Source organism: Megamonas funiformis, assembly GCF_010669225.1.
GTDB lineage: Bacteria > Bacillota > Negativicutes > Selenomonadales > Selenomonadaceae > Megamonas > Megamonas funiformis.
The window spans coordinates 223,204-246,357 of sequence record NZ_CP048627.1 but is presented as its reverse complement, the minus strand read 5'-3'; the positions used below and the strand labels follow the sequence as shown (position 1 = coordinate 246,357).

Here is a 23,154-nt window from a genome sequence, read left to right as displayed (position 1 = left end):
TATAATAATATATTATTTCTATATTTTCAATATTTTCTTGATTAAATATATGCCATCTATAAAATTTATAGATGGCATAATTATTAAAATTATAAAGTTGCTACAAATTTATTGAAAGCTTGAATACCTTGTATATTGCGTTTGAATACGCCTGCATGAAGTAATACAACCATAAAGATTTTACCTACTTCTAATTTAAGCATATCTTCAACTTCTTCAGCTTTAATATCTGTGTATTTTGCACGAATTTCTTTGTACCAATCTGCATGTTTAGCGATTTGTTCATCATCACTAATATCTTCTTTACCAGCGATAAAGCATTCTTTTACTTTTGCTAATTCGTCTTTTAAACGAGCTGGAAGTACTGCAAGACCCATTACTTCAATTAAGCCGATATTTTCTTTTTTAATATGATGAACTTCATCATGTGGATGGAAAATACCTAATGGATATTCTTCAGTTGTACGGTTGTTACGTAAAACTAAATCTAATTCATATTTACCATCACGAACGCGAGCAATTGGAGTAATTGTATTATGTGGTTGTCCATCGCTTTCAGCTAAGATATCTACACTTGCGTCAGAATATCCACGCCATGCATCTAATACATGTACAGCAAAATTAATTAAATCCTGTTTATTAGAAGAAGCTGCACGAATTACAGACATAGGCCATTTTACACGACCAACAGTAACATTATCAAAACCTTCGATATTGAAAGTTTCTTCGATTGGAGCTTTTTCCATAGCGAATGTATAATGTCCACCTTGATAATGGTCATGAGATAAAATAGAACCACCAACGATTGGTAAATCTGCATTAGAACCTAAGAAATAGTGTGGTAAATAATCCACAAAGTTTAATAAGTTTTCAAAAGTAGCACGGCAAACTTTCATTGGTACATGCAAGGAATTTAATAAAATGCAGTGTTCATTGTAATAAGTGTATGGGGAATATTGCATAAACCATTGATGACCTTCAAAATCCATAGGAATTAATCTATGTGTTTGACGAGCTGGATGATTTGCATGACCTGCATAACCTTCATTTTCACGACAAAGTAAGCATTTTGGATAAGAAGAAGATTTTACAAGTTTTGCTTTAGCAATATCTCTTGGATCTTTTTCTGGTTTAGATAAGTTAATTGTGATATCTAAATCACCATATTCAGTATTTGCTTTCCAAATAATATTTTTATCAATACGATCTTTACGAATATAATTAGAAGCAATACTTGTTTTATAGAAATAATCAGTAGCTTGAACTTTTGATTTTTCGTATATTTTTTTGAAATTGCCTACAACTTCAGAAGGACGAGGCATTACGCAGTTCATGATACGAGTATCAAATAAATCACGCTGAGTTACAGTATCTTCACAAAGACCTTTTTCTACAGCATAATCTAACATATTTTCTAAAATATCATGAGCTATTGGTAATGTTTCATCTACTTCTACAACTTCAAACTCATCTACACCTAATAAATCTAAAAGTAAGTTTGCACTATAGTATTTATCTTCTGGTGCAATAAGACCTTGTTGTAGAGCAAAGTTTAACAAACGATTTATTTGTAAATTCATATCCATTATTAAAAATCCCCTTTTATTAACTAAACCCCAAAATTAGTCTTCATATCCGTTTGGATGAGCTTGATGCCATTTCCAAGCAGTTTTGATAATTTCTTCCATACTTGTATATTTTGGATGCCAGTTAAGGATTTTTTGAGCTTTTTCACTAGAAGCAATTAAGCGAGCAGGGTCACCAGCACGGCGTTGACCATATTCTACTTTAATTTTTAAGCCTGTAGCTTTTTCAGCAGCATCGATCATTTCTTTTACAGAGAAGCCTTCACCAGTACCTAAATTGAAGATATTGCTTTCATTACCTTCACGTAAATAGTTAAGAGCTTTCATATGTGCATCTGCTAAGTCCATTACATGTACATAGTCACGGATACAAGTACCATCAGCTGTTGGATAATCTGTACCAAATACAGTGATGTGATCGCGTTTACCAAGTGGAACTTGTAAAATGATTGGAATTAAGTGAGTTTCTGTTGTATGAGCTTCACCAATATGACCATCTTCAACAGCACCTGCTACGTTGAAATAACGTAAGGATACATATTTAATACCGTTAGCCATATCTACCCATTTCATCATTTTTTCCATCATGCGTTTGGATTCACCATATGGATTAGTAGGATTTGTTTCATCAGTTTCTAAAATAGGCACACGTTTTGGTTCACCATAAGTTGCAGCAGTGGAAGAGAATACGATTTTCTTAACATCATATTTAACCATAGCTTCAAGAAGAACTTCCATACCGCAAGTGTTGTTGTTGAAATATTTTAAAGGAACTTGCATACTTTCACCAACAAGAGAATTTGCAGCAAAATGAATAATTGCTTCAATGTCATTTTCTGTAAAAACTTTATCAAGGTCTGCCATATTGCGGATATCGCCTTTATAAAATTTTGCTTTTTCATGAACAGAAGCTAAATGACCTGTTTCAAGATTATCGATTACAACAACATCTTCACCATTATTGATAAGTTCATAAACCATATGAGAGCCGATATAACCTGCTCCACCACATACTAAAACTGCCATTTTAAAATCCTCCTAAGAAAATAATATTATTAATATTTTTGATTAATTTTCTATATAACAGTAAACGTTTTCTAATTTCAATTATACATCAATAAAATATATAAATCAATACTTTTTCAAATTATTTTATTTTTAAATTTTACTGAAAACTTATTTTTTATTTTATTGTTTATTGTGATTTTATGTGGTATTATATTTAAAATAATAAAAATAATAAAGATATAAACAAAAATAAAGATTTTCTCATAAGAAAGGATATTTTATGTTAATTACTAATGCTGAATTTATTCAAGGATTTATACGTCTTACTGACGATGCATTCAAAAAAGGCTGGCATGAACGCAATGGTGGCAATCTAAGTTATCGTATAAAACCTGAAGAAATCGAAGAAATAAAATCTGAATTAAAAGCACCTACTAATTGGATTCCAATTGGTGTAAGTGTACCTAATTTAGCTAATGAATATTTCTTAGTTTCTGGAACTGGTCGCTATATGCGCAATATTATCTTAAAACCAGAAGATAATATTTGTATTGCTAAAATTGATGATAAAGGTGAAAATTATGCTATCGTTTGGGGATTAGAAAAGGGTGGTCGTCCAACAAGTGAATTTCCTACGCATCTTATGAACCATAGCATAAAAAAAGACTTAACTAATGGGCAAAATCATGTAATTTATCATGCTCATCCAACTAACATTATTGCTCTTACTTTCGTTTTACCACTAAACGATAAAGAATTTACTCGTGAACTTTGGGAAATGGCAACAGAAGATCCTGTTATTTTCCCTGAGGGTATTGGTGTTGTTCCTTGGATGATTCCAGGTGGTAGCGAAATAGCTAAAGCTACAAGTGAACTTATGAAAAAATATAATATTGTAGTATGGGCTCATCATGGTATGTTTTGCTCTGGTAAAGATTTCGATGAAGCTTTTGGTCTTATGGATACTGCGGAAAAAGCTGCTGAAATCTGTGTAAAAGTCCGTTCAATGGGTGGCAAAAAACAAACTATTACTACTCAAAATTTCCTTGATTTAGCTAGAGATTTTAAAATAAATTTAAATAAAACTTTCTTAAAATAAATATCATAAAAAAGCTGTAACAATTAGAGATATCCTCTTTTGTTACAGCTTTTTTTAGTAAATCAACTTTATATCATTTTCTTTAATATAATCAAACCACTCAATATTAGGTTCTTTGTCCGTTACAATTGTGTCAATTTGAGCTAAATCACATGTTTTAGTAAATGCAGTTTTATCAAATTTCGTACTATCTGCTAATAAAATACTTTTTTGTGCTTGTTCTATCATTTGTCGTTTAATAATACTTTCCGGCTCATTTGATTCCATCAAACCTTTTTTTATATCTAAAGCCTTACAACTAATAAGAACTGTATCTACATAATATTTTTTTATAGTCTCACAAGCAATAGGTCCAACTAAAGCATAAGAATGAGCTCTTAATTCTCCACCAGTTGAAATTATTTTAAAATCACTATTCACAAATTCATTTATAAGTCTTATAGAATTTGTAATTATAGTTAAATCTTTCTTATCTTTTAAATATCGCAATAATGCTAAACATGTAGTGCTTGCATCTACCATTAAGGTATCGCCGTCATTAATCAAGTGTTCAGCTTTTTTAGCTATATAAACCTTATTACTATTATTAATATCTATGCGCTTTAAAAAAGAAATATCTTGACTTGTATGGTCATTTATTACCGCTCCACCATAACAACGTTTAACTAAATTTTGTTGCTCTAATTTTTCTAAATCACGCCTTATTGTTTCATCAGTTACATCAAATAATTTACTCAAATCTTGTACATAAACTTTTTGGTGCTGATTTAATAATTTCATTATTTCCCGACGTCGCTCAATACCTAGCATAAAATCACCCCAAAATCTATAAATATTATTTATAATCTTATAATCATTATAGAATATCCCTATAAAAAATACAAATAAATTGCTCCTAGATAAAGTTTTTGTACCTAATCAATTTGTTCAAATAACTATCTTCACGCAATAATAATTTTTTTATATTACCTTGTTCTATGATTTTTTCTTCTCCACAAATAATAATATCATCAAAAAATCTCAACAAACTTATATCATGAGAAGTTACTATCATCGTTTGTTTTTGATATTTTTCCATAAGTTGACTACATATATTATTTGTCGTTTTTATATCAAGCCCTGCTGTAGGTTCATCTAATAAAATTATATCTTTTTGTTTTGCTAAACAAATAGCTAATTGTAATCTATGCTTTTGCCCACCTGATAATTTATTGCCATCATTGCCCACTATATAATCCAATCCCACTTGCTTTACAAAATCTAATAAATATACATTTTCTAAGGATATATATATTTCTTCATCAATGATATCTTCATAAAGCATTTTAAAATTATCACGTATAGATAAATTAAAAATATGATGTTCTTGAAATGCTACTGCAAAATGTTCACGTATAGATTTTTCAGCTAAATCATCATAATTTTTACCTTGTATAAAGATATTTCCCTTCAATGGATATAATAATCTCATCAATACATAAAATAATGTGGATTTTCCACAACCACTAGTGCCGACAATCAAGGTTTTATTGCCTTTTTTTATAGATAAATTTATATCTTTCAATAAAACTTTATCATATCCATAAGCTAAATCTTTCAACAATAATTGCACATCTTCACATTTCTTATCTTCTTGATTTTCATTTTTTACTTCATTATTTGTATCAGCAATAAATTTTTTCTCTTGCATAAAAATAGCTAAATCTTGCCAACGTTTACTAGCTTCATCAAAATGCTCTATTAATGAAGGCATCATCGCTAACACCTCTAAGACAGCTTGATAAGTCAATATTATTGTAATCGCCATAATGGGATTAAAATCTTGTGTATTCACCAAATAAATACTTATAGCCAGACAAATAACTAAATAAGCTCCCATTATAAATTCACTACATAGATTAACTTTTAATTTTAATTTAAATAAATTTTGCTGATATTGTTGATACTGCTCAATACTATGGCTAATATTTTTCAATCTATATTTGTCATAATTATAGAAAGATAGTTCCCTATTACCTTCATAAAACTCTATAATCTCTTGAGTCAATAAAAATTTATGCTTTTTTAATTTCAAATATCTTCGCCATGTCATATAAGGTATGACTATCATAAATACAAGCCATGAACTAATTAGTAATATCATTAAATCATAACTATATAGAAAAAACCATATAGATAAGATAAATACACTTATCGTAGTTATAATAGGTGGCAAAAAGAAACGCAGAAAACTATCTCTTAAATTATCTACTGCATTTACAATTAAATCAAAAGCATCTCCATTTTCTGTTTGTTGCTTAAATGGCAATGCTTTGATAATTTTTATCAAAACAAATACTCTAAAACTCGTAAATAGAGAAAAACCTACTTTATGTGTAAAATATCGCTCTAAATAACGAAAGACAGCCCTCATTACACCGCAAAAGCGTACACCTACAATAGCAAGTGATAAAACATAAAGTGGCGGTTGCAGGGCAGCACTAGCTATCAACCATGCTGAAAGTCCCATTAAACTTATTGAGCTTAATGTTGAAATAGTACCTACTAATATTGCTAATAATAAACTCCATATTACAGGTCTTATCATATTACTCAATATCTGTACCATTTCAAATACTCCTTTCACCTTCTATTATTTCACTAAAATAATTTATTTTATCCTTAATTTTTTCACTATCCACTAATTTTCCCTGTTGTAAATAAATCAATTCATCAGCATTTTTTAAAGTCTGTAAGCGATGACCAATGATTATTACAGTTACTTTATTTTTTAAATCAGATAAAATTCTTTGTATCAACTTCTCATTATATACATCTAAATTTTCCATAGGTTCATCTAATAATAATAATTTTGGTCTACCAATTAAAGCTCTAGTTAAACCTAAACGACGCTTTTGCCCAGAACTTAAATTCATCGCTGAAGTTATTTCTGTATCATATCCCTGTGGCATTGATTTTATAAATTCATCTAAATTTACCAACTGACAAATATGTTTTATTTCTTTTAAATTAAAATCTCTACCTAAAGTTATATTTTCCCTGATTGTCGCTGAAAAAATATATGGCTCTTGAGCTACCCAGCCAATTTGACTTTGCCACCATTGTTTATCTAAATCAGCTAAATTGTAATCATTGATTAAGATTTCTCCAGATTGGCATCTTTCTATACCTAATAATAATTTAAATAATGTGGATTTCCCTGCCCCATTATCTCCAGTCAAAACAAACTGCTTGCCTTTTTCTATTTTCAAGCTCAAATCATCAATTGCCCATTTATCATTATCTTGATATTTATAATAAACATTTTTTAATTCAATCTGCACCATATCTGCATCATCAAATTTTAAATTTGCCTTACTTTCCTTTATACAGTTTAGTTTATCAATCATAGCATAAATTTCACTAGAAGCTGTAATTCCATTCATGGCATCATGAAAAGCTGAACCAAATTGACGAAAAGGCTGATAAAATTGTGGGGCTATCAATAAGATAAAAAATACAGGTAAAAATTCCACATGTCCATAGATGAGTCTAAGACCAATATTTACAGCAATAATCGCTATACTTAATGTAGAAATAAATTCTAACATAAAAGCTGAAATAAAAGCTATGCGCAAAACTTTTAAAGTCGCCTGACTAAAAAGTTTACCATTTTTATTTATTTCACTTAATTGTCTTTGTGTTTGATTATATGCTTTAACAATCAATAAACCAGGCAATAAATCTGCCATATACATAGTTAATTTTTGAAAAACTTGCCACTGTTTTTTATTTTCCTTATCTGCAATTTTGCCAATTAAAATCATAAAAAATGGTATTAATGGTGCAGTAATCAAAAAAATCAATCCAGATATCCAATCATTGATAAAAGTAAATATCAATAAAATGAGCGGAATTGTACTCAATAAACCTAATTGTGGTATAAATGACGTTAAATAAATATCTAATTTATCAACGCCTTTTGTAATCAAGGCTATCCATTGCCCTTTTGCATATGAACTAGCTAAAAAACTACGCTGAGCCAATACTTCAAATAATTGTTTACGTAAATTGCTTTGTACATTTAATGATATTTTCTCCATTTGATAATGATTAAAATAATTTAGTATTGCCTTTATACAAAAAAAGAAAAACAGCAACACCAATAATGGCGTTGCTGTACTACTTTCTAAGCGAGATAAAAGTAATTTATCTGCTATATAAGCAATAATATATGCTATAGCTACAATCATCATAGCTTGCATAATATTTGATATCATCACCAAAATCAACTGTCGTTTAAAAGGGAAAATATCTTTTAATAAATTTTTATCTATCATTTTTTTATTAATATTCTAAGTCATGATGACTTACACGTTTTCTAAATACCCAATAAGTCCAACCTTGATAAATGAGTACTACTGGTACAAAGCAAACAGCAGCAATTGTCATTATAGTCAAAGTATATTCAGTAGAAGAAGCGTTATAAATTGTTAGACTCCAATCTGGATTTAAAGTGGATATTAAAATACGTGGGAACAATCCTGCAAATACTGCAACTGTTGTAAATACAATAGCTAAAGAAGAACCGATAAAGCCTTTAACATATTGTTGTTTTTTATAAACTAATAAGATAGAAGCTACAAAAGAAACAGCTGCTAGAATAAATAAAATAACAGAAGAAATTGACGCAAACATATCTGTATTCAATGCAGTTAAAATCAAACAAAGCACATAGAAAATAGCTGCTGTACCACCAAGACATACAGACACGATACGCAATCTATCAATCATTTTTGTATCAGCAAGACGAAGTGTTAAAAATACTGTTCCATGATAAGCAAATACCAATAAGAAAGTAATACCACCAACGATAGTATATAAAGATAATAAATCAAAGAAAGTACCTTTATAAATCATTTCACCATTGATAGCGAACCCTTTCATCATATTACTTACAGCAACGCCCCATAAAAATGCAGGTAAGGCACTGCCAAAGAAAATCATATAATCCCATAAGCTTCGCCAATATGTGCAATCGTGTTTACTTCTAAATTCAAAAGCTACACCACGAACAATTAAACCTAAGAGCATCAAAAACAATGCCATATAAAGCATACTAAACATAGTAGCATATACATGAGGGAATGCTGCAAACATAGCACCGCCAGCAGTAATCATCCAAACTTCATTACCATCCCAAACTGGACCTATGGAATTAATGAGCATACGGCGTTCTACATCATTTTTCGCAAAAAATGGTAAAATCGTACCTACGCCATAGTCAAAGCCCTCTAAGAAGAAGAAACCTACAAATAAAACTGTTACAAGTATAAACCATACAATTTGTAAATCCATTATGCCTGCCCTCCTTCATCATCCATCTTATGAGCATCTTTTTTCACGAATTTAAGAGCTATAAAGATAGCAGCTACAGCTAATAAAGCATAAATAAGTGTAAAACCTACCAATGTAATTAAAACTTCTGTGCTAGTGATATTTTGAGATACTGCATCAGATACTTTTTGCAAACCTACTACCATCCATGGCTGACGACCAGCTTCAGTGATTATCCAACCAAAAGTATTTGCTATAAATGGCAATGGCAATAATAATACTAAAATATTTAAGAGCCAACGAGCATTTTCCAAACGTTTTGTATAGAATAAAAAGCCTGCTAAAATCATTGCACCAATCATAGCTACACCGCAAGCTATCATAATTCTAAAGCTCCAGAATAACAAAACTACATTTGGAATGTAATCATCATAACCATATTGTTGAATATATTGTTCTTGCAATTCATTTATGCCTTTTACTTCGCCTTCTGGGCTATCATAAATAAGCATAGATAACATATATGGCACTTCAATAGCATCATGATTTACCTTATTTTCTGTATCAATATTAGCTATTACAGTGAAAGGAGCTGGATTTTCAGTTTCCCATAAAGCTTCCATAGCTGCCATCTTCATTGGTACATTTTTACCGATAAACTGAGCTTGTAAATGTCCACTGCCCATTACTAAGAACAAACCAATTAAACTATAAATAATACCTGATTTTATCGCTGTTTTAAATGTTTCTACATTTTGACCAGACAATAAACGATAAGCACTTACAGCCACTACAATCACACCAGCTGTAACAATACCAGATAATACAGTATGAGCATATTGCCCTACAACATAAGGATTAGTTACTAATGCGAAAAAGTCTGTCATTTCAGCTCTGCCATTAGCAATAGTATAACCTACAGGATGTTGCATAAAAGAATTTGCAACTAAAATCCAAAAAGCAGATAAATTACTACCAAAAGCTACAAGCCAAATAGATAAACAATGTAATTTTTTGGATAAACGACCTTCACCAAAAATCCATACACCTAAAAATACAGACTCTAAGAAAAATGCAGTCAATGCTTCTAGTGCAAGTGGTGCCCCAAAAATATCTCCCATGAAACGAGAGTATTCAGACCAGTTCATACCAAAATGAAATTCCTGTACGATACCAGTTACCACACCCATGGCAAATGAAATGATAAAGAGTTTTCCAAAGAATTTTGCTAAACGCTTATAAACTATATTATCTGTTTTTAAATACATAGTTTGCATAATAGCAATGAAAATGGATAAACCTAATGAAACCGGAACAAATAAAAAATGGTAAATTGTTGTGATTGCAAATTGCAATCTAGATAGAGTTATAACATCCATAATATAAAACCTCCTTTGTAGTGTATATATAAGTTAAGTATACACTAATAACTTATATAGACGCAAGATTTATTATTTATAGATAATTATTATCATAACTCCTCAAAAATAATCTTTATAAAATCATCTAAATAATATATACTCGTTATTATCCAATTTATTATCTTTGGTTTTTATTGCAAATTTTTATTTTTTATCTAGGTGGTTTATGTGAAAAAATTTCTTCATTCTTTATTTATATTTTTTATTGGACTTTTAATCGGTGCTATTTTAACCTTTAATACTTTAGGTTTAATTTTAGGCAATATTTTATATATGGAGCTTAGCAATCCCCAATTAAATATCAATCTCACTAGCATCGTAAATCATTCTCAAGATTTGACGCGAATAAATCAATATCAACAAGAAAATCCTAACGCTCAAAAAGTTGCTCTATACACTCCTTATGGTGATAGCTCTCGTGAATTAGTTGGCACTTTTATCAACAATAATTCCAAATATAAAAAGACAATTATTTTAATTCATGGTCTTTATCAAAATCGTTCCATGTGCTTAAATTATGTCAATATCTATAAACAATTAGGATTTAATGTCTTATTGATTGATTTGCGTGGTCATGGTGAAAGTGATGGCATCATCACTTGGGGACAAACAGAAATCCGTGATATTGATATGTGGTGCGATTATCTTCGCAATACGAAACAACAAGAATTAATTGGCATTCATGGAATTTCTCTAGGTGGTGCATTTGCCCTCTTGCACAGTGGATTATCTGTTCACCCTGCTGATTTTTACATTGAAGATAGTTCTTATAGTGATTTAAAAGGTCTTTATTACAATCATCTACACAGCATGATACAATTACCTAATGATTCCAAAATTCTTGATATCTTGTGGATTTATTCTCAAGTCTGCATGTATTGGCATACAGGTTCAACTTTAGATAAATTAGCTCCATTAAAAGCAGTAGCTCACTCCACAAGCCCTACATTATTTTTACATGGCAGTGCAGATACTTTAATCCCGCCAAATACACTTCAAGAATTATACGATAATTGTCGTGCAACAAAATCTATGCATATGTTCAAAGACTCTACACATGCTCAAGCTATTTCTAATTATCCTAATGAATATTTTAATGTAATAAAAGATTTTCTCGTTAATAATCATTTTACAACTATACAAAATTAAAAATTTTATTGTATCTTGACAATAAAAAATAGTTTTGATATCATGAACACAGATTAATATATTTAAAATCTATGAGCAAGAATAGTAACTATGATAAAAGCTTTACAGAGAATCGACGATGCTGAGAATTCGATAAGCACTTATGATAGCGAATGGACTTGTGAGATGTAGCCTGAGCCATAATATTATGGGGTAAGCACTATCGGCCTTTTCCACCGTTATACGGAAACGAGTATCGGATATAAAAAATCCCGTACTTTGTATTTAGTAAGATAATTTGCTACTTAGTTCAACTAAGGGTGGCACGAGTATAACGCCTCTCGTCCCTTTTTATAGGGATTGAGAGGCTTTTTTATTTGTTTGTTATTTGATTGGAGGATTTATTTATGGAGTTACGTTGGATAACTATTACTACTTTATTATTAGCCATCGGTGTAATTTTACGTATGGTTTCGCCAAATATTGGTGGCATATCTTTAAACTGGAATATTGTAATGTATTGTTTAGCGATATTATTATGTAGACCAACAATAAAACAAGGTTTCGGCATTGGTTTAGTTTCCGGTATCATCGCTATGATGACATCTAAAGCTGCTCTACCTTATGCTAATTTAATAAGTGATCCATTAGCTGCTACTATTTGCGCTTTAATGGTCAATAGCAATCTTTTCAACATTAAAAAATCTAAAATTTCACTAATTCCTTTTATCGTTGTATTTATCACTACTTTTATTAGTGGCGGTACTTTTGTTACTTTGACGAAAATCTTTTTACAACTTCCTATGAATATTTATCTTTATGCTATGCTTCCTGCTGTAGCTTTAGTTGCTCTTTTAGGTGCTGTTGCTGGTCAATTGTTATATTTACCTGCTTTTAAAATTTTCAATGCCAAATTAAATAAAAATGATAAACAATTTTCTTTGCACGATATAAATTTGAATATTCCTCAAGGTTCTTTTTGTGTAATCACAGGTGTAAATGGCAGTGGTAAAACTTCCTTAATCTTAAATATAGCTGGCAGTAAACCTGCATATCTAAGTGAAATCATCACCAGCAAAATAAATATAGCCAATATTGATATCTTGAATACACCACCTAAAAAACTCAATGAATTAATTGGTGTTGTCATGGCTGATTATAATGCTCAACTCGTAACGCAAACAGTTGGCGATGAAATCGCTTTTTCTCTTGAAATATCTGGTCTTAATGCTCAAGAAATCATCAAAAGACGACGCGAACTTTTAGCTAGCGTTGGTCTATCTGATAAAGAAGATATGCCGATTTCAGCTTTATCTGGCGGACAAAAACAACGACTTGCTATTGCCTCTATAATGGCAATGAATACACCTATCATCATTCTTGATGAACCAGTTGCAGCCATTGACCCTGAAGGCGCAAAAGATATCTATAATTTATTAGTCAATCTCAATAAAAGATATAATAAAACAATTATTGTAACTGAACATGATTTGAAATATGTGCTTGATATTGCTGACCAACTTTGTGTAATTGATAATGGTCATTTAGCTTACAGTGGTAATGTAGATGATTGTTTAAAATATATGTATGAAGAAAAAATTTATCCTGAAGTTATTCCTCTTCGCTGGAAAATACGCTATGAAATAGGTGATAATCATGTTAACGCTAAATAATATTTCTTTTAGCTATCAAAAAAATAGATTTATCTTAAAGAACATCTCCACCAATATAGATGATACAAAAATCACAGCTATAGCTGGCAGAAATGGCAGTGGTAAAACAACATTAACTAGACTTGTAATGGGACTTGTACACCCTAATAGAGGCTCTATGACTTTAGATGATGTTGATATCACAAAAAAAGAACCATATGAAATGGCTCAATATATTGGTTATGTATTTCAAAATCCTGACCAACAATTATTCGCTTCCACTGTTTTCGAAGAAGTAGCTTTTGCTCCTAGAAAATTAGGTTGTAATGAACATACTATAAAAAAACGTGTCGAAGAAGCTTTAAAAATAACTAATCTTCAAGATATAATTTGGGAAATGCCTCAAGTTTTAAGCTTAGGGCAAAAACAGCGATTATCTATTGCTTGCGCCTTAGCTGCCAAACCTAAAATCTTAATCTTAGATGAACCTACCTCTGGGCAAGATTGCCGAGAACGCACTATGTTATTGCGCTTGATGCGAAAATTAAATGCTCAAGGTTTAGGTATCATCATGGTAACACATGATATGGATATCTTAGCTGAACATGCTGATAAAGTCATCGTCATCAATCAAGGAGAACTTGCCTTTGACGGTACGCCACTTGATTTATTTTCCCAAAAAGAATTGACGCTAAAGCTCGGTTTAGAATTACCTGAAGCTGTTTGTATCAGCCAGGAATTAGGTCTAGATATTTGCCTTACACCTATGGAAATTTACGCTCATTTACACAAACGAGGTTGATTATAATGTATAAATTAACTGCTTTAACAAAATTAATTTTAGCTATTATGATTTCAATAGCGTCTTTAATTACTAATGATTTATATATCTTAAGTCTATTAGCCTTTATCGAAATTTTTACTTGTTTTTATTTACCTAAGACAAAATTACTTTGGAGTGCTCTTGGTATTTTAATTTTTTTCAGCTTTATTTTATTTCTAATTCAACTTGTTTGCGGTACTGATTTAAATACCTCCATTGCTTCTGCTCTCAAAATGTTCATCATGGCAGTATCTTTATTATTGCTCTTGCAAACCACTTCTGCTAGAGAACTCACAGCTTCATTAGTAAAACAATTGCATTTACCTTATCAATACGCTTTTATGATTACTGCTATTTTGCGTTTTGTTCCTGATATATTAGAAGAAAGCTCTGCTGTTCGTGATGCCCAGAGCTGCCGAGGTTTTAAACCTTCATCAAATCCATTTCGTCGCATTTTTGACTATATGATGGTAATTAAACCCATGGTTTTTCGCTCTATTTCTCGCAGTGAAAATATGGCGCTCAGTCTTCAAATGAGAGGATTTTCTTCTCCTAAGCCAAGAGTATTTATCATTGATACTAAATTAAGAGCTATAGATTATATTTCTATGATTTTATTTCTTCTAATCTTATCTTTATTATTTTATTTCATCTAAAACTAATAAAAAAACTGCTAGCATATTATATCTAGCAGTTTTTTATTTATAACAATTTTATTTTTTTAAAATAACATCAACAAGACCTACTGCATATGGTGTTATCTCATATCTTTGGAACAATACATGTAAATCCATATTTTCATCTAAATAAAATTCTTGAGGAAATGCTGTTACATCTTTATGGAAATCAAATAGATGTTGACCTACCTGTGCTTTTATTTCTTTATTTAAATTATCTATTGTATAAATATTTTTTCCACTTTGCTTATCTATATTAATAACTTGAGAAAATTGTATTAAATTACCTTGTTCATCAAAGCTTAATCCATAAGCATACGTATTTGGATGAGCCGCACCTTTATACATAGTAGAACAATTTATTATCACACTAAAAATTTTATCGCTATTTGCTTTTATTTCATATCCGATAAAACCTGTAAGGTCTCTACCAATATCATTTTCTTGTTGAACATTTTGATTAAAGTCATTTATTATCTTAGTAATCTGTCTATTTATTCTAGATTTCACTAAAATATTATCTGCATTTACTACTGGATATTTCCCCTCTACAAACTCACTGTCCAATGTCTTTTCTTGCACTTCATAATAGCTTGATTGCGCAAATGTAACCGACATTGATAAAAGCATTACCATAAATAAACTCATTAAAATTTTCCACGATTTTTGCATAAGAAACCCTCCCTTAAATGCACTTTTTTTCATTATATCTTAACAATATTAAAAAATTCTTAAAATTACTTGTTATTTACTAAAAATTATATTATTATTAAATTAATCCTTCCTAATTTTAGAAGATATAAGCAAGATAAAAGTCCTACGTTCGGCAATTTCGTAGGACTTTTTATTTTTATCTAATTAAATATTTCTAAATTTATTATTTGCCTTGAAAATTAGGTTGACGTTTTTGTTTAAAAGCCAAAATTCCTTCCTTACAATCTTCTGTTCCTAAACAAAAAGTCTGTACGAGAGCTTCTTCATCAAGAAAATCTTTCAGATTTGCATATGATTTATTTAACATTTTCTTCATATACATAATAGCCATCGGCGCACCTTGAGCTATTTTTTGTGCTATTTTTTCTGTTTCTATTTTCAAATCTTCTTTTGTATAGACATGCATTACCATTTTTAATTTTTCTGCTTCTTGAGCACTGATTACATCAGCTGTGAACATTAATTCTTTCGCTTTTTGCAATCCTACTGTTTCTTTTAATAAATACATACCGCCACAATCAGGAACTAAACCAACATTGACAAAACTTTGAATAAATTTGGCATCTTCACTACTACATACAATATCGCAAGCTAACATTAAATTAACACCAGCGCCAGCAGTAACCCCATTTATCATACCAATGACAGGCTTAGCACAATTTCTCAATTTTAGAGTCATTTCACCCACACGTTCAATAAAGGCTTTTCTTTTTTTATCATCATTTAAGCTTTCTAAATAACCTAAATCACCACCAGCACAAAAAGCTCTACCTGCACCAGTTAAAATAATTACGCGAATATCTTCATCTTCTACAAAAATATCTAAGGCACGATGAAATTCTTCCACTAAATCTGCATTCATTGCATTTAAACTTTTAGGACGATTTAATGTAATTATCCCTAGATGCTCATTTTTTTCCATTAAAACACTTTGCATATTTGCCACCTCATATTTTTAATAACCTTAAAATATTTTCCATAGTTAATATCATATTTTCTTTGCTTTTCAAGGCTGATTTACTAAATTCCATAGGTTCTTTATTAATGCTAAATATAGCTGTTATACCTTTATTATACGCTTCTTGAATATTTTCACCAATAGCTCCTGTTACCACAATTACAGGAGTTTTATATTTTTGACTGCGATTTGCCACACCCATGACTACTTTTCCATGCAAAGATTGACTATCAAATTTACCTTCACCTGTAAATACAATATCTGCCTTTGAAACTAATTCATCAAAATTTATCGTATCTAAAATAACATCTATGCCTTTAGTTAATTTACTTTGCAAAAAAGCTATACTGCCTGCACCTAAACCGCCAGCAGCTCCAGCTCCTTTGATATCTTTCACCTCAATATGTAAATCTCGTTTAATTATTTTTGCTAAATGAGCTAACCCTTCATCTAATGATTTAACCATATCTTCATCAGCACCCTTTTGAGGAGCAAAAACTGCCGACGCACCTAGTCTGCCACATAAAGGATTATCCACATCACACATAGATATAAATTCTATATCTTTTATTTTCGAATATATATTATTCATGTCAATTTTATAAATTTGAGACAATGTCCCACCTGTTGGTATAAATTCTTGGTCTTGTTCATCTTTAAATTTCACGCCTAAAGCAGCAGCCATACCACAACCGCCATCATTTGTCGCACTTCCACCAAGACCTAAAATTATTTTTTTAGCCCCACTATTTATAGCATCTATGATTAATTCACCCACACCGAATGTAGTTGTTTTATCTGGCTCTAAGCGATTTTTCACCAATGGTAATCCAGCACAAGCAGCCATCTCTATGACAGCTATATTATCTTTTAACATAGCATAATGAGCTAATATTTTCTGTTCATTAAAAGCATCACTTACCCAAATACTTTTCTTTTCCCCACCAAGAGCATATAAAAATGCATCTACTGTTCCTTCACCACCATCAGCTACAGGTACACTGATGATATTTGCATCTTTATATAAATTTTTTATTGATGACTTCATGATATTGCAGACTTCTATAGCTGATAAAGTTCCCTTAAAAGAATCAGGTACTAAAATAAAATTTTGCATAAAACATTTCACACCTTTGTTATATTTACTATTTTCTTCATATTTTATATTATATAGTTAAAATTTTTATTTCATCTTATTTATACTGGAGGTAGCTTTATGGCTGTAAAAATCACAGGATATTATAAATTACCTAATGAAATCGAACCTCAATTAATAGAGTTTGACAAAGTATTCAATATTTCCTTTATGCGTAAATACACTAAATATAAAACTTTTGCCAAATTTTTAACAGGTGGTAAATTTAATATCACTTGCCAAAAAGATTTTGAAGAATTACCAGAAGAATTAATGGATAAACATGTAGCTAAAAATACTCAATTCAAAACATGGCAAGAAATGTTGGATTTTGCTACAGATAAATATATAATCAGTAAACAAAAATAAAATAAAAAGCACAGCTTATAATAAGCTGTGCTTTTCTTATTTATTTAGAATAGGAATGGGGAAAACTTTGTTTTAAGCTTTAATAGCTTTATAATTTTCAATTACAAGCTGATAAAGTTTTTGATCTGCTGTAAGTCCAGAATATTTTTCTACTGCTTTTTCAATACCATTGTCAGCAATATAAGCCTGAATTTCTACAGCTTGTTCATCTTCTTTATAATCAAAAGTATATCCTGTAGCAATAGCTTTTGCTAAGTGAGTATTATCAAGACCATAAGATTCAGCTAATAAAGCTGGCCCTACTAAACGGTCTTTAAGATTTAATTTACGGATAGGAGAACGACCTACACGTACTACTTCATCATGTAATGCTTCTAAGGAAATACGTTTTAAGATTTTTTCGATATAAGCTTCTAATTCTTCAAATTTAAATGGATATTTTTTAGTCATTGCCATAGCTGATTCTTTCATTACAGCTACTACATCAGCTTTAATTTCTGGAACTTCTAAAGCATCATGAATTGTTTCACAATTATTATGGTAACCAAAATATGCAGTTGCAGCATGACCACAGTTAAATACATAAAGTTTACGTTCAAGATACATGCCAAGATTTTCTACATATTCTGCACCTTTAATTGGTTGAGCTTCTGGATTTACCATTTTGTCTTTTTCAATAACAAGTTCAAAAGCTGCTTGAATTTGAGGTACTCTTACGCCATTTATAACTGTGCTAAGTGCAATTCTATCTACAGCTACATTTGGGAAAGCGCCTACTTTATCAAGTTCTTCTTCTGTTACTGGCGCTTTAGTATTTTCTACTAAAGCTTTTTTCAACATATCTGTAGCATAAAAAGCATTTTCACAAGCCATAACATCTACTTTACCTATGCCACGATTTAAACGTTCTTTTAATCCTTTAGCAAGTGTAGGAGCTATTTTATCTAAATTATCAACACAAACAGATGTTGTAATTAAATCAGCTTCACAAATTGCTTCCACAATATCTGCTTCATTAGTAATTGGAGAAAAAGCTTTTACATTTTTAATTACTTTCTTTTCATTATTATCAATGATATACATTTCATAAGAATTTGTTTCATTGATATAATCAACTGTTGCTTTTACTACATCAACAAAAGTTGTAGAAAAACCAGATTCATATAATAATTCTCCAATAAAACCTCTACCGATATTACCAGCACCAAAATGTACTGCTTTCATTTAAAATACCCCCTATTATCTAAAACTTAATCATTAGATTTTGTAAATAAGTTATATAAAGCTTCTTTGTCTTTTGTAACGAATAATTCTTCTAATTGTTCATCAGTATATTCGTCAAGAGCAATAGCAATATTTGCTAAGATAGCAAGATGTTCGTCGCCTTTACCTGCGATACCAACAACTAATTTTGCTTTACCTGTACCAAATTCTACACCATTAGGGAATTGTAATACTACAATACCTGATTTTTTAACTGTGTCTTTTACTGCATTTTCACCATGTGGAATAGCAATGCCACGTCCCATGTATGTGCTTACATCTTGTTCACGTGCAAGCATACCATTAATATATTCTTTGCCAACATAGCCAGATTTATACAATAATTCGCCAGCCATTTTTATAGCTTCTTCTTTAGTAACTGTATCTAAGCACATTTTAATATTTTCACGTTTTAATACAGTTTCATCTTCAACAGCATTTTCTTTGCTATCTGTAACTTCTTCTACTTTAGCTTCTACATTTTGTAATTTAGCTAAAATAATATCATAAACATCGTTTTTAATGAAATCTTGTACAAATAAATGTTCAGCTTGTGGAGAATCGGCGATTGCACGGTCTGCTAATTTTTCATGAGATACTACAATCTGAGCATCAGATGGAATATTACCGATAGCACAGTTTGTTACAGAAATATATCCATAACCTGCTTTTTTCAATTTATTGCGAAGTGCACTTGCACCCATAGCGGAAGAACCCATACCTGCGTCGCAAGCATAAATAATTTTCTTAAGTTCGCTACCTTTTACTACTACATCACTTTCAACACGTTTGCTACCACGGTTTTTCATATCTTGCATATTTTGTTGAGCTTCTTCTAAGGAAGAACCGTCATCTTTAGAAGCTTTGATGAAGATAGAAGCTATTACGAATGACACTGCTGTAGCTACTACTACTGCTGCGATATTTGCAAAATATGCTCCTTTTGGAGTCATTGCTAAGATTGCAAAAATACTACCTGGAGAAGCTGGAGCGATAAGACCACCATTTAAAACGCTTAATGTGAATACGCCAGCCATACCTGCTGGAATAACTGCTAATAAGAGGATTGGTTTCATGAGAATGTATGGGAAGTAAATTTCATGAATACCACCTAAGAAGTGGATAATTACTGCACCTGGAGCAGAGCTTTTTGCCATGCCTTTACCTACTAAACAGAAAGCAAGTAATACACCAAGACCAGGGCCTGGGTTAGATTCAATCATAAAGAAGATGGATTTTCCAAGTTCTTGAGATTCCTGAATACCAATTGGGCTGAATACACCATGGTTGATAGCATTATTCAAGAACAATACTTTTGCAGGTTCAACCAAAATAGATACGAGTGGAATAAGACCTAAGTTTACGATAAATTCAACGCCACCGCGTAAAATATCATTTAAGGAACTTACTACTGGACCTACGATAGCATAAGCAAGGATTGCTAAAATACCACCTAAAATACCAGCAGAGAAGTTATTGATGAGCATTTCAAATCCTGTTGGGATTTTATCTTGGAAAGCTTCATCAAATTTTTTAATACACCAACCACCAAATGGACCAACAATCATTGCTCCTAAGAACATTGGAATGTCAGAACCAGCGATGATACCAGCTGTTGCGATAGCACCTAAAACACCGCCACGATGTTGATAAATAGCACTACCACCACTATAACCAATCAATAATGGAATTAACCATTTTGACATAGGGCCACCTGCAGCTGCTAAATATTCATTTGGTATCCAACCAGTTGGAATAAATAATGCTGTGAGTAAACCCCAAGCGATAAATGCACCGATATTTGGCATTACCATTCCGCTTAAAAATCTACCAAATTTTTGCATCTTTTCTTGAGCAACATTTCCTGCTTTTGCTTCAGACATTTTTAACCCTCCATTACCTTTTTATATTTTTTCTTAAAATAATTTGTATATATTTTTTCTAGTTCCAAATAAATTTCTGCCTTAGAACCTTGATGTAAAATATCTAATAAGTTCGTATTTTCTATAATGCTTTCGGATAAAACTCCCATCGTTTCTAAAGCTTTTTCATCAACTTTATCTGGAACTAATAAAATCAACACTGTAGATATTTCTTTTTCATTTATTTTTAAAGATTTTTCTAACTGAATAATCCCTACTGTCAAATTTTGTATAACTTTAGATTTTGTATGTAATAACATTAAATCTTTAATAATAGTGCTACCTTTTTCTTCTCTTGATTTCAAGTCAGCTTCCAAAATTTGACTTATATTTTCTTTTAATAAATAAATACTAACAAAACTACATAATTCTTCTTTAGAATTAACATTTACCATATCTTGATAAAAGAAATTCTTTAAAATAGATTTAATATAAAAACCAAATAGATTTAGTTCGCTCAATTTCTCAACTAAACTCTTATTATCTTTATGATACTCTCCACTATTTTCATCAGGTAATAATTGCATTTGATGAATGATATTATCTATATCCTTATCATCTAACATGAAATTCACAATCACTACTGGTATTGTCGCTTCATTTATTTCCACGGTGGAAATTATAAAATCTATGCCTTCATTTTGATAAAATTCATAGTTTATATTAATTGCAGAAACAATAGCTACAATATTTAAATTAGTGAATTTTTGTTTTAGTTGACTTGCTAATAATTTTGATGTGCCAATTCCTGTAGGACAAGCCACCAAAACATTATATTTTCTCGCTTTTTGCAAACTTGCATCTTCTAAAGTGGAACCTAAATGCATTGCTAAATAAGCAATTTCCGCTTCTGGTAAATTAACCCCTAATTTTTCCTCTAAAGGCTTAGCTGCTTTTTTAGCTAATTTCATCCATTGAGGATATTTCTCTTTCATCTCATTTAGTAGTGGATTACGTATCTCTAAATTTAATTTTATTCTCGTTGCCGCTGGCCCTAAGTGTTTTACAAGACCTATTAATAATTTACTTTTCTTAGCTATAAAAATACCGCTTTCTTCTTGAGCTATAGCTATTATTTTTTTGGCAATTTTTATCAAAGCAAAATTATCATAGTTATTAATAGTGCCTTCTTGATAATTATTTCTAGCTCCTAAAAGATGCATAGTGATAAAACCACTTTCTTCTTCTGGAACTACGATATCAAAGACTTTCGCAATCTCTTCACTTATCTTAAATGCTAAATCAAATTCTTTTTTCTTTTTCAATTCTGTTAAAAACTTAGTATCAATTTTGATAATTTCACCTTTTAATAAACGCTGTATCGCTAATGTAAGATGAACTACTAAGCCTGAAAAAGCATTTATCGATAAATTATAATTCTCTCTTTCCACTACTGTAGTTATTGCTTTTTCTACTTTTTGAATGATATCTTTATCGACTAAGTCTAATAAAAACTTATCCGTGCCACTTTTTAATTTAATATTTTTTTCTTGTTTATTTAAGACATTTAGAATGTTTTTCTCATGGAGATTTTTATAAATATGACTTATAATCGCTTTCCTGATGTCTTTCTCTAATCCCTCTAAATAAATCCCTAAACCAGGTTTGCGAACTAAATTCATATTCATCTTTTTTATCCATGTTTCTAATTTGTCTAAATCATTGCTTATAGTGGCTTCTGTTACATTCAATAATTTTGCCAAAGTCAATAACTTTATAGGTTCTTGTGATTTTAACAAATGACTTAATACTATATTTTGTCTTTCCACTGGCGAATATTCATGCAAACCATTAGATTGGATTTGTTCTAGCATTTTTTGCCTTTGCTCTTCAGTCCCTATGATTTGCATACCCTTGCTAGTTTTTCTTTCTAAAATTAAATCATTTTCATTTAAAATCTTTTCAACATTAACTAATTGTCTAGTTACTGTTTTTATACTTACTTGTAGTAAATCAGCTATTTCACTAGCTGTTACATAAGTATTTCTTTTTATAAGTTCATTAATTATAAATTTCGAACGTTCGTTTATTTTCATACAATTAATTCCTTATAGTTTAATATTAAATAACCGGTTTATTTCTA

19 protein-coding genes are annotated in these 23,154 nt (G+C 30.6%); 6 read left to right on the top strand and 13 right to left on the bottom strand.

What is annotated here, in order from left to right:
* Positions 1-89: 89 nt before the first annotated feature.
* Both galT and galE read right to left on the bottom strand, forming a co-directional pair.
* Complete coding sequence (gene galT, locus GXM21_RS01120; protein WP_008540029.1) at positions 90-1,586, bottom strand: UDP-glucose--hexose-1-phosphate uridylyltransferase; 1,497 nt, start codon at positions 1,584-1,586, stop codon at positions 90-92.
* A 36-nt stretch (positions 1,587-1,622) separates the two neighbouring features.
* Complete coding sequence (galE, locus tag GXM21_RS01115) at positions 1,623-2,612, bottom strand: UDP-glucose 4-epimerase GalE (protein WP_008540031.1); 990 nt, start codon at positions 2,610-2,612, stop codon at positions 1,623-1,625.
* A 262-nt stretch (positions 2,613-2,874) separates the two neighbouring features.
* Here galE and rhaD point away from each other — a divergent pair, with 262 nt between their 5' ends.
* Positions 2,875-3,693 carry a rhamnulose-1-phosphate aldolase gene (rhaD, locus tag GXM21_RS01110; protein WP_008540032.1) on the top strand — a complete coding sequence of 273 codons (819 nt, stop codon included), beginning with the start codon at positions 2,875-2,877 and terminating at the stop codon, positions 3,691-3,693.
* 54 nt (positions 3,694-3,747) lie between these two features.
* Here rhaD and GXM21_RS01105 read toward each other — a convergent pair whose 3' ends face one another.
* The 5 genes from GXM21_RS01105 to GXM21_RS01085 form a co-directional block, all read right to left on the bottom strand.
* Positions 3,748-4,503, bottom strand: a complete 756-nt coding sequence (locus GXM21_RS01105) for a DeoR/GlpR family DNA-binding transcription regulator (RefSeq protein WP_008540033.1) — start codon at positions 4,501-4,503, stop codon at positions 3,748-3,750.
* 85 nt (positions 4,504-4,588) lie between these two features.
* Positions 4,589-6,301 (bottom strand): amino acid ABC transporter ATP-binding/permease protein, encoded by a 1,713-nt coding sequence (locus GXM21_RS01100; protein ID WP_008540034.1) that lies wholly within the window; start codon positions 6,299-6,301, stop codon positions 4,589-4,591.
* Position 6,302: 1 nt separating this feature from the next.
* Entirely contained in the window at positions 6,303-8,012 is a 1,710-nt protein-coding gene (cydD, locus tag GXM21_RS01095) for a thiol reductant ABC exporter subunit CydD (RefSeq protein ID WP_008540035.1), read from the bottom strand.
* Between the two features lie 7 nt (positions 8,013-8,019).
* A complete protein-coding gene (cydB, locus tag GXM21_RS01090) occupies positions 8,020-9,030 on the bottom strand; it encodes a cytochrome d ubiquinol oxidase subunit II (RefSeq protein WP_008540036.1) in 1,011 nt (336 codons plus the stop codon).
* Complete coding sequence (locus tag GXM21_RS01085; RefSeq protein WP_008540037.1) at positions 9,030-10,388, bottom strand: cytochrome ubiquinol oxidase subunit I; 1,359 nt, start codon at positions 10,386-10,388, stop codon at positions 9,030-9,032. The genes cydB and GXM21_RS01085 overlap by 1 nt, the downstream gene beginning before the upstream one ends.
* A 210-nt stretch (positions 10,389-10,598) precedes the next feature.
* Here GXM21_RS01085 and GXM21_RS01080 point away from each other — a divergent pair, with 210 nt between their 5' ends.
* The 4 genes from GXM21_RS01080 to GXM21_RS01065 all read left to right on the top strand — a co-directional run bounded on the left by GXM21_RS01080 (position 10,599) and on the right by GXM21_RS01065 (position 14,689).
* A complete protein-coding gene (locus GXM21_RS01080) occupies positions 10,599-11,579 on the top strand; it encodes an alpha/beta hydrolase (protein WP_008540039.1) in 981 nt (326 codons plus the stop codon).
* 386 nt (positions 11,580-11,965) lie between these two features.
* A complete protein-coding gene (locus tag GXM21_RS01075) occupies positions 11,966-13,231 on the top strand; it encodes an ABC transporter ATP-binding protein (RefSeq protein WP_008540041.1) in 1,266 nt (421 codons plus the stop codon).
* Positions 13,215-14,012 (top strand): energy-coupling factor ABC transporter ATP-binding protein, encoded by a 798-nt coding sequence (locus GXM21_RS01070; protein ID WP_008540043.1) that lies wholly within the window; start codon positions 13,215-13,217, stop codon positions 14,010-14,012. Before GXM21_RS01075 ends, GXM21_RS01070 begins: the two co-directional genes overlap by 17 nt.
* A gap of 5 nt (positions 14,013-14,017) precedes the next feature.
* Positions 14,018-14,689, top strand: coding sequence for an energy-coupling factor transporter transmembrane component T family protein (locus GXM21_RS01065; protein ID WP_008540045.1), 672 nt, complete (start codon positions 14,018-14,020; stop codon positions 14,687-14,689).
* A gap of 57 nt (positions 14,690-14,746) precedes the next feature.
* Here GXM21_RS01065 and GXM21_RS01060 read toward each other — a convergent pair whose 3' ends face one another.
* The 3 genes from GXM21_RS01060 to GXM21_RS01050 all read right to left on the bottom strand — a co-directional run bounded on the left by GXM21_RS01060 (position 14,747) and on the right by GXM21_RS01050 (position 17,499).
* Complete coding sequence (locus tag GXM21_RS01060) at positions 14,747-15,382, bottom strand: PdaC/RsiV family protein (RefSeq protein WP_008540046.1); 636 nt, start codon at positions 15,380-15,382, stop codon at positions 14,747-14,749.
* Positions 15,383-15,587: 205 nt separating this feature from the next.
* Positions 15,588-16,361 carry an enoyl-CoA hydratase/isomerase family protein gene (locus GXM21_RS01055; RefSeq protein WP_008540047.1) on the bottom strand — a complete coding sequence of 258 codons (774 nt, stop codon included), beginning with the start codon at positions 16,359-16,361 and terminating at the stop codon, positions 15,588-15,590.
* 10 nt (positions 16,362-16,371) lie between these two features.
* Positions 16,372-17,499 carry a glycerate kinase family protein gene (locus tag GXM21_RS01050; RefSeq protein WP_008540048.1) on the bottom strand — a complete coding sequence of 376 codons (1,128 nt, stop codon included), beginning with the start codon at positions 17,497-17,499 and terminating at the stop codon, positions 16,372-16,374.
* 99 nt (positions 17,500-17,598) lie between these two features.
* Between GXM21_RS01050 and GXM21_RS01045 the strand changes: the two genes are divergently transcribed.
* A complete protein-coding gene (locus GXM21_RS01045) occupies positions 17,599-17,886 on the top strand; it encodes a hypothetical protein (protein WP_008540049.1) in 288 nt (95 codons plus the stop codon).
* Positions 17,887-17,958: 72 nt separating this feature from the next.
* Here GXM21_RS01045 and GXM21_RS01040 read toward each other — a convergent pair whose 3' ends face one another.
* The 3 genes from GXM21_RS01040 to GXM21_RS01030 are packed head-to-tail and all read right to left on the bottom strand — an operon-like array spanning position 17,959 to position 23,107.
* Complete coding sequence (locus GXM21_RS01040; protein ID WP_008540050.1) at positions 17,959-19,110, bottom strand: mannitol-1-phosphate 5-dehydrogenase; 1,152 nt, start codon at positions 19,108-19,110, stop codon at positions 17,959-17,961.
* 26 nt (positions 19,111-19,136) lie between these two features.
* A complete protein-coding gene (locus GXM21_RS01035) occupies positions 19,137-21,032 on the bottom strand; it encodes a PTS mannitol transporter subunit IICBA (protein WP_008540051.1) in 1,896 nt (631 codons plus the stop codon).
* Between the two features lie 2 nt (positions 21,033-21,034).
* Entirely contained in the window at positions 21,035-23,107 is a 2,073-nt protein-coding gene (locus tag GXM21_RS01030) for a BglG family transcription antiterminator (protein ID WP_008540052.1), read from the bottom strand.
* Between the last annotated feature and the right edge of the window lie 47 nt (positions 23,108-23,154).

Bases quoted from the DNA above. Each gene is read 5' to 3' on its own strand.
- GXM21_RS01105 (WP_008540033.1), bottom strand. From the start codon at position 4,503: ATGCTAGGTATTGAGCGACGTCGGGAAATAATGAAATTATTAAATCAG.
- GXM21_RS01075 (WP_008540041.1), top strand. From the start codon at position 11,966: ATGGAGTTACGTTGGATAACTATTACTACTTTATTATTAGCCATCGGT.
- GXM21_RS01070 (WP_008540043.1), top strand. From the start codon at position 13,215: ATGTTAACGCTAAATAATATTTCTTTTAGCTATCAAAAAAATAGATTT.
- cydD (WP_008540035.1), bottom strand. From the start codon at position 8,012: ATGATAGATAAAAATTTATTAAAAGATATTTTCCCTTTTAAACGACAG.
- GXM21_RS01045 (WP_008540049.1), top strand. From the start codon at position 17,599: ATGGCTGTAAAAATCACAGGATATTATAAATTACCTAATGAAATCGAA.
- GXM21_RS01085 (WP_008540037.1), bottom strand. From the start codon at position 10,388: ATGGATGTTATAACTCTATCTAGATTGCAATTTGCAATCACAACAATT.
- GXM21_RS01065 (WP_008540045.1), top strand. From the start codon at position 14,018: ATGTATAAATTAACTGCTTTAACAAAATTAATTTTAGCTATTATGATT.
- GXM21_RS01030 (WP_008540052.1), bottom strand. From the start codon at position 23,107: ATGAAAATAAACGAACGTTCGAAATTTATAATTAATGAACTTATAAAA.
- galT (WP_008540029.1), bottom strand. From the start codon at position 1,586: ATGGATATGAATTTACAAATAAATCGTTTGTTAAACTTTGCTCTACAA.
- galE (WP_008540031.1), bottom strand. From the start codon at position 2,612: ATGGCAGTTTTAGTATGTGGTGGAGCAGGTTATATCGGCTCTCATATG.
- GXM21_RS01055 (WP_008540047.1), bottom strand. From the start codon at position 16,361: ATGCAAAGTGTTTTAATGGAAAAAAATGAGCATCTAGGGATAATTACA.
- GXM21_RS01100 (WP_008540034.1), bottom strand. From the start codon at position 6,301: ATGGTACAGATATTGAGTAATATGATAAGACCTGTAATATGGAGTTTA.
- GXM21_RS01040 (WP_008540050.1), bottom strand. From the start codon at position 19,110: ATGAAAGCAGTACATTTTGGTGCTGGTAATATCGGTAGAGGTTTTATT.
- GXM21_RS01035 (WP_008540051.1), bottom strand. From the start codon at position 21,032: ATGTCTGAAGCAAAAGCAGGAAATGTTGCTCAAGAAAAGATGCAAAAA.
- cydB (WP_008540036.1), bottom strand. From the start codon at position 9,030: ATGGATTTACAAATTGTATGGTTTATACTTGTAACAGTTTTATTTGTA.
- GXM21_RS01060 (WP_008540046.1), bottom strand. From the start codon at position 15,382: ATGCAAAAATCGTGGAAAATTTTAATGAGTTTATTTATGGTAATGCTT.
- GXM21_RS01050 (WP_008540048.1), bottom strand. From the start codon at position 17,499: ATGCAAAATTTTATTTTAGTACCTGATTCTTTTAAGGGAACTTTATCA.
- rhaD (WP_008540032.1), top strand. From the start codon at position 2,875: ATGTTAATTACTAATGCTGAATTTATTCAAGGATTTATACGTCTTACT.